This is a genomic window from Citrobacter braakii (assembly GCF_002075345.1).
In the GTDB taxonomy this organism is placed as follows: domain Bacteria; phylum Pseudomonadota; class Gammaproteobacteria; order Enterobacterales; family Enterobacteriaceae; genus Citrobacter; species Citrobacter braakii.
This window is the reverse complement of record NZ_NAEW01000015.1, coordinates 85121-93645: the sequence shown is the minus strand read 5'-3', so window position 1 is coordinate 93645 and position 8525 is coordinate 85121. Positions and strand designations below refer to the sequence as shown.

Annotated in this window: 8 protein-coding genes and 1 pseudogene; 6 read left to right on the top strand and 3 right to left on the bottom strand. The window is 55.8% G+C overall.

Features of this window, described 5'->3' with window-relative positions:
* Positions 1 to 128 precede the first annotated feature (128 nt).
* Positions 129 to 437: pseudogene (locus BZK42_RS22245) on the bottom strand (IS66 family transposase); the annotation flags it as partial.
* A gap of 196 nt (positions 438 to 633) precedes the next feature.
* Entirely contained in the window at positions 634 to 1338 is a 705-nt protein-coding gene (locus BZK42_RS22240) for a Crp/Fnr family transcriptional regulator (RefSeq protein WP_023223075.1), read from the bottom strand.
* Positions 1339 to 1441: 103 nt separating this feature from the next.
* Between BZK42_RS22240 and BZK42_RS22235 the strand changes: the two genes are divergently transcribed.
* From BZK42_RS22235 to BZK42_RS22210, 6 genes are read left to right on the top strand one after another with little or no spacing between them, the layout of a single operon-like run.
* Entirely contained in the window at positions 1442 to 3559 is a 2118-nt protein-coding gene (locus BZK42_RS22235; RefSeq protein ID WP_080860256.1) for a TonB-dependent receptor, read from the top strand.
* Positions 3559 to 4656, top strand: coding sequence for an ABC transporter substrate-binding protein (locus BZK42_RS22230; protein ID WP_080860254.1), 1098 nt, complete (start codon positions 3559 to 3561; stop codon positions 4654 to 4656). Before BZK42_RS22235 ends, BZK42_RS22230 begins: the two co-directional genes overlap by 1 nt.
* The gene (locus BZK42_RS22225) at positions 4653 to 5630 is read left to right on the top strand and encodes a FecCD family ABC transporter permease (RefSeq protein ID WP_080860252.1); all 978 of its coding nucleotides are present in this window, start codon (positions 4653 to 4655) and stop codon (positions 5628 to 5630) included. Before BZK42_RS22230 ends, BZK42_RS22225 begins: the two co-directional genes overlap by 4 nt.
* Positions 5627 to 6403: an ABC transporter ATP-binding protein gene (locus tag BZK42_RS22220; protein WP_080860250.1), complete on the top strand. Its 777-nt coding sequence runs from the start codon at positions 5627 to 5629 to the stop codon at positions 6401 to 6403. Before BZK42_RS22225 ends, BZK42_RS22220 begins: the two co-directional genes overlap by 4 nt.
* Positions 6400 to 7014: a hypothetical protein gene (locus BZK42_RS22215; protein WP_080860249.1), complete on the top strand. Its 615-nt coding sequence runs from the start codon at positions 6400 to 6402 to the stop codon at positions 7012 to 7014. Before BZK42_RS22220 ends, BZK42_RS22215 begins: the two co-directional genes overlap by 4 nt.
* Positions 7015 to 7027: 13 nt before the next feature.
* Positions 7028 to 7633, top strand: a complete 606-nt coding sequence (locus BZK42_RS22210; RefSeq protein ID WP_080860247.1) for a hypothetical protein — start codon at positions 7028 to 7030, stop codon at positions 7631 to 7633.
* A gap of 366 nt (positions 7634 to 7999) precedes the next feature.
* Here the strand turns inward: BZK42_RS22210 and BZK42_RS22205 are convergent, their stop codons facing one another.
* Positions 8000 to 8521 carry a hypothetical protein gene (locus tag BZK42_RS22205; RefSeq protein ID WP_080860245.1) on the bottom strand — a complete coding sequence of 174 codons (522 nt, stop codon included), beginning with the start codon at positions 8519 to 8521 and terminating at the stop codon, positions 8000 to 8002.
* Positions 8522 to 8525: the final 4 nt, after the last annotated feature.

Here is an 8525-nt window from a genome sequence, read left to right as displayed (position 1 = left end):
GAGCTATCGACTGAAACAGAAACGAAAGGCTGGGGTTATAGCGGAAGCTAATCCTGAGTAAAACGGTGGATCAATATTAGACCGTCGGTGGAGATGTAAGTGGATCACTTTTTACCCGTCGTTGACATGTACAGCAACGCACCTCGCTCGCCTCCGTGATCCGACCCGAAGAACAGCCAGTTTTTTCGACCCAGGTTGACTATTCGCAGGACGTTTACTGTCTGGTTGTTATCCGCTTCCGCCCAGTCATCCTCCGCATAGTACGTCAGCGCTGGCTACTGATTCAGGGTGTAAGCGAACACCTTCGTCGGCTCTGAATGTCGCGACAGGGTTTTCATCTTTTCGCGCAGCCAACACTTCATGGATTTCAGAAGCGGTTTCGTTTTAAGCTGACGTTCTGAAAGCCTTTCCTCTGTCGGTGCTCCCCTGATATCTGGCTGTACGTCCGTCGTCTGCATTAAGGGCAATTCCGCTGACCTCGTACGGGCGACAAAGTCTGGTCCCTCTCTCAGGATGAGTTCAACTGGCTCATTACCGGCGTTGACTGTCAGCAGTTCAATGGGCAATGCTTCTCACCGATACCTTCATCCGCAACGCCGCTCAACAAACCTTACAAGCTCAGCGACGCGCCCCTTAAGTTTTTCCACTTGTTTTTATGAGGAAATCCATATCGTGAAGGTACAGGTTATTTCCCATTCCATGAATTACCCCTGTCTTTTTCCACTGAGCAAGCAAACGGTTAAGGGTTTCAGTACGAATACCCAACTGATGTGCCAGCAGACGTTGAGTGACTGAAAAGGTGATATGGCGACCCTGTGTTTCGCTGACTTTAAGCAAGTAGCGCGCAACCCGCTGCTCCAGCGTACACAAGCTAAATGACTCAATATTGTCCATTGCCTGTTGTAGCATTTCTCCGGCGCTTGACAACAGGCGGATGCCGATATCAGGTTGAGTCAGGCAAAACTGATGTAACATCCTGCGCGGCCAGCGGCACACCAGGGATGGCATACTGGCCCAGGCGTGTACGGGATAACGTCCCTCCGGCATAAACATCACCAGCGTAGCCAGCAACTGTCCGCGCAGCCTGTGTTGATAAACCAGCTCTTCACCGTTACGGCCATATCGTAAAGTATTCACCTGGCCGTTTAGCACCAGATACCAGAAATCAGCCTCCTCTCCCTGATGAAAGATCGCCTGTTTGTTCTCCAGACGGATAAAAACGCCTTCCTGCATGAGTCGTTCATACAGTTCGGAGCGTATGCCTTCCAGCAACCGCGTTGACTTTAATAGCTGAACGGCGTCCGCAAGCATCATGCTTCTGGCGTTGATAATTGTCATAGCTCAATTTTTCCCTTTGCTCTTATCATCAATTAAGAATGATTATCATTATCTAAATCAATATATCCAGAAATACTATTGCAAAAAGGGAGTTGACCATCGTATGAAAGTACCGAGTTCATCGCGCCTGTGTCTGGGAGCCGCGCTTTTTCTGAATAACGTCGTGATATGCGAAACGCTGGCAGCCGAGCCCGATAAAGAGGAACAGATTATCGTTCAGGCGACGCGGTCGACCACCTCGACAGAAAGCTCGCCGCGTACGGTGACCATTATTTCTTCCCAACAGATCGCCGAACGACCAGGCTATGCCGGTATCCAGAATCTGCTGGCAGAAATACCGGGCATTCAGTACGTGCGCTCCGGCGGCCTCGGCGGGCAAATCATGATGCGCGGATTTAACAGCAACGACGGGCGCATGGTGATGGCGATTGATGGCGACCGCTACGAGGGCCGCAATACACTGCAGTTTAATATGCTGGATCCCAGCGCCATTGAACGTATCGAAGTTATCCGTGGTCCTGCTTCGGCATTGTATGGTTCCGACGCGATGACCGGCGTAATTAACATCGTTACCCGGCGTGCCAAAATCGACGCCGACCAGCCCTTCGCCCTGACCCCAACGCTGCGCGCCGCACAGTGGAACAGCGTCAATAATCTTTACGGTGGTCGGGCCGAACTTTCCGGCGGCGGAAACGGCTTTGACGTTATGGTTGGCTCCAGCTACCAGCACGCGAACGACTACAACACGCCGGAAGGAAAAGCGCATAACAGCGACTCGCAGAGCAAAGCGGTGGATTTCAACATTGGCTACCGTCTGGGTGAACTTTCCCGCTGGGAGCTGTCCGGACGTTTCGTCGATGTGGACACCGGGCGCGCCGGCGGGCTGGGTGCTGCTCCAGGCTACCCGAACCGACTGGTGAACGAAAGCCCCATTATCGAACGCTATCTGCGGCTGGCCTACGAAGATAAACGGGCAGGCTGGTTGGCAGACCAGTGGGAAAGTACGCTGTATCGCCGGGATTTCCGCACCGATATCTACCAGATGAACCGCAACCCGAAAACCCAGGCCTATACTTTGCAACAAATCCAGGTATACAGTCCCGAGGTCTGGGGCGGACACCTGACGGCACAAAAACAGCTGGACGATCACGCGGTCAGCTACGGCGGCGACTTCTGGTACAGCGACACCAAAGGGCGCAAGACGCACACTAAAGCGTATGATCCCTCAGGCGCACAGGTTTCGCAAACCCCCCAGGTCCCGATGGAGCGGGATACCAGCACGACAAACATCGGGCTTTTCGCTAACGACAACTGGGCGATTAGCGACAGTTTTAATCTGAACTCCGCGCTGCGCGGCGACACGGTCCTGGTGGACATCGGCTCCCAGACCCGCATGGAGCAGCAGATCCAAAAAGATGCCTTCGCCGGTAAAACCAGCCAGAAACACTATGCCCTGACAGGAAGCTTAGGGGGCGTATGGAAGATGACGCCGCAGTGGCATCTGGTGGGGAACTTAAGCCGCGGTTTCCACGCCCCTTCGGCGCAGTCGATGGTGCTGACCAGCGTGGCGGGCACGGTAAAGACCCTGCCAAACCCGGAGCTAAAGCCTGAAACCAACATTACCGCCGAGCTGGGCCTGCGCTGGTACGGCGACCAACACCAGATCTCGCTCACCGGCTGGCAAAGCGAATACGACAATCTGATTTCTCTGGTGCCCATCAACAACAGCGGCCTGAATCAGCGGCAGAACGTCGCCAAAGCCACCCTGAGAGGCCTGGAGCTGGAAGGGCAAACCTACTTTAATCAGTACTGGAGCAGCCGCTACAGCCTTGCCACGCTATGGGGCACGAACGATACCGCTAACCAGCCGCTGCCCGCCATTTCGCCGCTGACCGCGTCGGTATCGCTGCGCTACGATCAAAGCGACTGGTATAGCGAGGCGATCGTGACCGCCGTACAGGGGCGTAAGCGCATCGACAAAAAGCAGGAGCGTGAGACGGCGGGCTTCGCCAACGTCAACCTCTATGCAGGCGCGTATCTTGACGCCTGGCTGGGAGACAGATTCACCGGCTGGAAGCTGGCGGCAGGGATAGAAAACCTGTTTGACGCCACCCAGACGCCGCCCTCCGGCACGGAAAACATCCGCCTGCCTCAAACCTACACTAACCCGTTAGTCGAACCCGGCCGGGCCTTCGTGCTAAAACTCACGGTGGACTACTGATGAAAAAAACATCGTCCATTCTGCTGCTGGCCTGCTTTGGTTGGCTATCGGCGACGAAGTCTGATGCCGCCCCGCCCGCTATGCGGGTGACCGACCAAAACCAGCAACAGGTGGTTATTACGCAACCGCCGCAACGTATCATTACCTTCGTCATTCCACTGGCGTCCACCATTATGGCGATTGACGGCGGTCCGGAACGGCTGGTCGGCATGAACCGCGCAAGCGTCAGCGACGTGACGGAAGGGTTGCTGGGGGAAATCTACCCGGCGGCGAAAAATATTGCTGCTGATATTGCCGGCGACAGTTTTGCGCCCAACGTAGAGGCCGTCGCCGCAGCCCGACCGGATGTGGTGTTCCAGTGGGGCGATCGGGGAGATGCGATAGTTACCCCGCTCAGGCAGTTGGGGCTGCCGGTGGTCACGGTCAACTACGGCGACACGCGGCTCGCCCGCCACTGGTTTACGCTGGCTGGCGACGTGTTGGGAAAGCCCGGGCGCGGGCGTCAACTGGCCCAATGGTTTGACGACGAAATTACCGCCGTGGAGCGGCTCGCCGCCACAGTCACGCCAGACGAGCGTCCCGGAGTGGTTTATCTTTACCGGGTGCGGGCAGGTCTACAGGTCGCAGGGAAAGGCACCAGTATGGACAGCGACATTCGCCGTACTGGCGGCAACAATATGGCGCAGTCTCTGCCTGGCTTTGTTACCGTCGACGTAGAACAGCTGCTGCAATGGAACCCGCAGGTCATTTTGCTCAATAACTTCGAAGCAGGATTGACCCCGGCGGATCTCCTGAACGATCCCCGACTGGCGGCAATCGACGCGATTAAGACCAGACGGGTTTACTCCTATCCCCGCGGTGGCTTTCGCTGGGAACCTCCCAGTCAGGAATCCCCACTGACGCAGCACTGGCTGCTCACCCTGTTCCATCCCCATATGGCGCAGGGAAATTTTCGCACCCGCGTGAAGGAGGCGTATCAGTTTATCTATCACTATACCTTAAGCGAAGAGCAGCTCGACCGCATCCTGAAACTCCCGGCAAACGGCGACAGCCTGAACTATTGCGCTCAGTTTTGCCGTAAACAGGGTCAGCAATGAAACGGTCATGGCGTGTATTATTCCTGCTGGCGCTGCTGCTTCTGACAGGCCTTGGGGCGCTGATGGTTGGCCGTTTCAGCGTCCCGGCAGGCGAAGTATTACAGGCGCTGCTGGGCGATGCGCCCGCATTACAGCAACGGCTAATTGTGGATATCCGCTTACCCAGGGTTCTGCTGGCACTCATCGTCGGCGCCGGTCTTTCCGGCGCCGGAGCCGCACTGCAGTTTCTGTTTCGTAACCCGCTGGCAGAACCGAACCTGCTGGGCGTATCGTCAGGCGCGGCCTTTGGTGGCATCCTGATGATGATGTTCATTGGCGACGGATGGGCGCTGATTCTGGGCGCGCTGGCGGGTGGACTACTTGCTCTGGCGGCTGTGGTCTGGCTGGCGGGCAGCGCGCAGAACCAAAACGCGAACGACACGCTGCTCCTGATCCTTTCTGGCATCGTGATGAGCGCGCTGTTCTCAGCTGGCGTATCGCTAATGAAGCTGCTCGCCGATCCGCAAAACCAGCTGCCGTCGATCGTTTTCTGGCTGATGGGCAGCCTTGCCGGCACGGATCGGCAGCGGGTACTGACTGCTCTGCCAGTCATCGGTGGCGGCCTGATACTGCTCTGGCTGTTGCGCTATCAGCTGATGGTTATCACGGTACAGGGAGCCCACACGCCGCGCCTGATACGGGCGCGGCGGCTGGCGCTGCTGGCTATCGGATTCATTGCCGCAGGCAGCGTCGCAGTGTGTGGCGTGGTCGGCTGGGTTGGCCTGGTGGTGCCGCACCTTGTGAGAATGATGCTGGGGCAGAACCATCGCTACTTTCTGCTCTATACAAGCCTGGCGGGGGCCAGCTACTTTATTGCTGTGGATACGCTTGCCAGAACGCTGAGCGCAGTGGAAATTCCACTCGGCGTGCTGACGGCGCTGTTGGGTGCGCCAATGTTCGCCGGGTTAATTCGCCGGATCAGGAGATCGCAATGAGCCAGTCTGCCACTGCCATGCTCTCGGTACATGACATCACCTGGGGCTATTCGTCGCGCCACTCGCCGATACTGAAAAATCTCTCGTTCTCCCTGCCGCAGGGCGCTTTGTGTATGATCCTGGGTGCCAATGGCGCTGGAAAATCAACCCTGCTGAAACTGCTGGCGGACAAGTTATCCTGCCAGCAAGGGCACGTTTCTCGCGGCGGCGACATCGCCTTTGTTCCTCAGCGCACGACGGTTTCCCTGGCCGTTTCGGTATACGAAACGGTGCTGGTCGGCCGGGCTGCGCATGTAGGCTTACTGCGCGCGCCCAATCATCAGGATTACCGGATCTGTGAACAGGCCCTGGGCCGGGTGGGGCTACAGCATATGGCCTCCCGGGAGTTTTCTTCTCTTTCAGGCGGAGAACAACAGCTGGTGCTGATGGCGCAGGCGCTGGCGTCCGAAGCACGGATCATTTTACTGGATGAAGTTACTGCCGCAATGGACTGGCGCAACCAGGCAACAATTCTGCGACTGTTGCAGGATCTTGCCCGACAGGACTACACCATTTCATTTATTACCCATTCTCCACAACATGCGCTGGATTTTGCCACCCACTGTCTCCTGATGTTTCCTGAAGGCGACTGGGCGTTTGGTTCACCGTCAAAGATTATTACTGACGCAACCCTGAGCCGACTCTATCGCCTGCCGGTACGTTGTGCCGAGATAGAAGATCGATGGGTCGTTATTCCACAGTTTACCCACCAACAAGGAGTGCCAATACCGTGAGCCAACTGCTTCATTTACGCTGTACTTCCCATGAACTCCCGGACTTTTCCCGGCTACTGAAAGAGAGTGGAGCGGAATCTCTGTCGGTCAGAGGTCTGACGCGAGAACAGCTGCAACACCGGACGGTTCTTCTGATTGAAGCGCATATCGATCAGCGAGCGCTCATGGCCTGGTGCGAGGAGCTGGAGGAGCACCTGGTGGCGGGAGGGCTCATCGTATTTAACGGTCATCTGGCCTACCCGCTGTTTTACGGCCTTGAACTATTTCGGGTTGCAGCAAGCCGGAGGCGTGACGATCTGGTTCTGGAGAAGGTGCATGAACACCCGGTGTTTGCCGATGTGGATAGCGAGCACCTCTCCTTTCGTCGAGGTGTCGCCGGGTTTTACGCCAGGGGTGGCAACCCACCCCCTTCAGGGGCCACAGTTATCCATCGTCTGAAAAAAGACGGCACGCCGGTTGATTGGATCTGGAGACGCCCGCAGGGCGGCGTCATCCTGATGCACAGCGGCAACAATATGTGGCTGTTCCAGAACGATGGCACCAGCGCATCACGCATCGCGCCACAACTATTAACATGGATGCTGGAATATATTGCCAGCGCTCAACGGTAATCGGGAGAACACTATGCGCATTGCTTTTGTTGACGGCGGCACCTACTACCATCATGCCACTTATCACGATCCGGCTTTCACGTCTTTTTTCTGCCGCAACCTCTATGTCTGCGATATGGCCAATGAAAACCTTGATGATGTAGACTGCCTGTATATCGCCAGCCGTCAGAACGCGCAGGACTTAATCAGCGTCAGGGCCACGCTGGATGCCTTTCTTGCGCGCGGCGGGATGCTGGTCGTGATGGGAGAAAGCGGCTTACATCAATGGCTGGATGGCATAACGTGGCGCAACGGCGTCTGCAACTTCTGGTGGTGGCTGGAAGAAAATCCAAATTCCGGGCTGTGCCTGACCGCACCTGATCACAGTCTGTTCCATTACCTGACGCTAAAGGACTGCACCTGGCACCACCACGGCGGGTTGACGCCACCGCCAGGAGGCAGATCGCTGATAGAGGCAGAGGAAGACGGCTGTATTCTGTTTGACGCGCCGCTGGGCGGTGGGCGAGTGCTGGCGACGACATTAGACCCGTGCTATCACCACGGCAGTTACTTTATGCCTAACTCAACGAAGTTTATTGCAGGATTACTGCGCTGGCTGAAAGATGGCGCGTCTGGTTAAGGAGAAATAATGACCACGTTCAATAACTCGCCGCACCATAAGTTGTGGGTTATTGAACGGCTACGGCATCTTCATGCCCTCCTGATGACGGGAGTGGAATTAATAATGCTGCGTTCATTTCATTTATTTTCTCGATTCTCAGTTCATTTTAACAAGGCCACTTCCTTGATATTAGTCAGAAAGAGGTTGGTTGTATTTTTTGTGTCGGGTAGGGCGCGATCTGGTCTGCAACGGCAGTGAAAGGGAGAAGCTAGCAGTATGGCGACGGTCAACTGAACGGTGTCGTTTAGTTATTGAACTGTTTTTACCAGGGCTGATAGTTCAGTGCAGGTAGGGTGGGTAATTTTCAGGTGGGGAGCGCGGCTCCTACGCTTCATTGTTAATAAATTGTATTCTATGCCCGCAGGGAAGCAGTGATTCAAAATACTCAATGTCTTGTGCGGTCATCAGGGAATGTGCCGCTACTGCCAGAAGCAGCAGTTTTTCCTGCAGGTTTTCTGAATATGTGTCAAGGAGGCAGTGGAGATCTTCCAGAACATCCGTGCTGAGACTCATTTCGCCGTATGTCGTGTCACTCTCTTCGCGCTTGGCATGGTCGTCCTTCCCTCCGCCCGGTCGTCGAGAGGACGATATTGACGGACAGAGTCTGTGATTGTCGTAGACTCTGACTTTTGCACAGGCAGAACGGATAATTCCAGTTTTTATTTTCTCAGTCTTCATCATGCCAGGGCCAGGGTTGCGTTGTTCAGTACAGGTGCAGGCGACCCGCTTTCTGCTTATTTTCCTCATCGGTGCGGGTGTTGTTCCGAATCCGTCAGGCGTACGGGATTCAATGATGTGTACGGCCAGTGACGTCATCAGCGAGTGCGCCGTAGCCGCCAGTACCATCAGG

Coding starts and splice junctions, on each gene's coding strand:
- BZK42_RS22210 (WP_080860247.1), top strand. CDS start 7,028: ATGCGCATTGCTTTTGTTGACGGCGGCACCTACTACCATCATGCCACT.
- BZK42_RS22240 (WP_023223075.1), bottom strand. CDS start 1,338: ATGACAATTATCAACGCCAGAAGCATGATGCTTGCGGACGCCGTTCAG.
- BZK42_RS22220 (WP_080860250.1), top strand. CDS start 5,627: ATGAGCCAGTCTGCCACTGCCATGCTCTCGGTACATGACATCACCTGG.
- BZK42_RS22230 (WP_080860254.1), top strand. CDS start 3,559: ATGAAAAAAACATCGTCCATTCTGCTGCTGGCCTGCTTTGGTTGGCTA.
- BZK42_RS22205 (WP_080860245.1), bottom strand. CDS start 8,521: ATGGTACTGGCGGCTACGGCGCACTCGCTGATGACGTCACTGGCCGTA.
- BZK42_RS22225 (WP_080860252.1), top strand. CDS start 4,653: ATGAAACGGTCATGGCGTGTATTATTCCTGCTGGCGCTGCTGCTTCTG.
- BZK42_RS22235 (WP_080860256.1), top strand. CDS start 1,442: ATGAAAGTACCGAGTTCATCGCGCCTGTGTCTGGGAGCCGCGCTTTTT.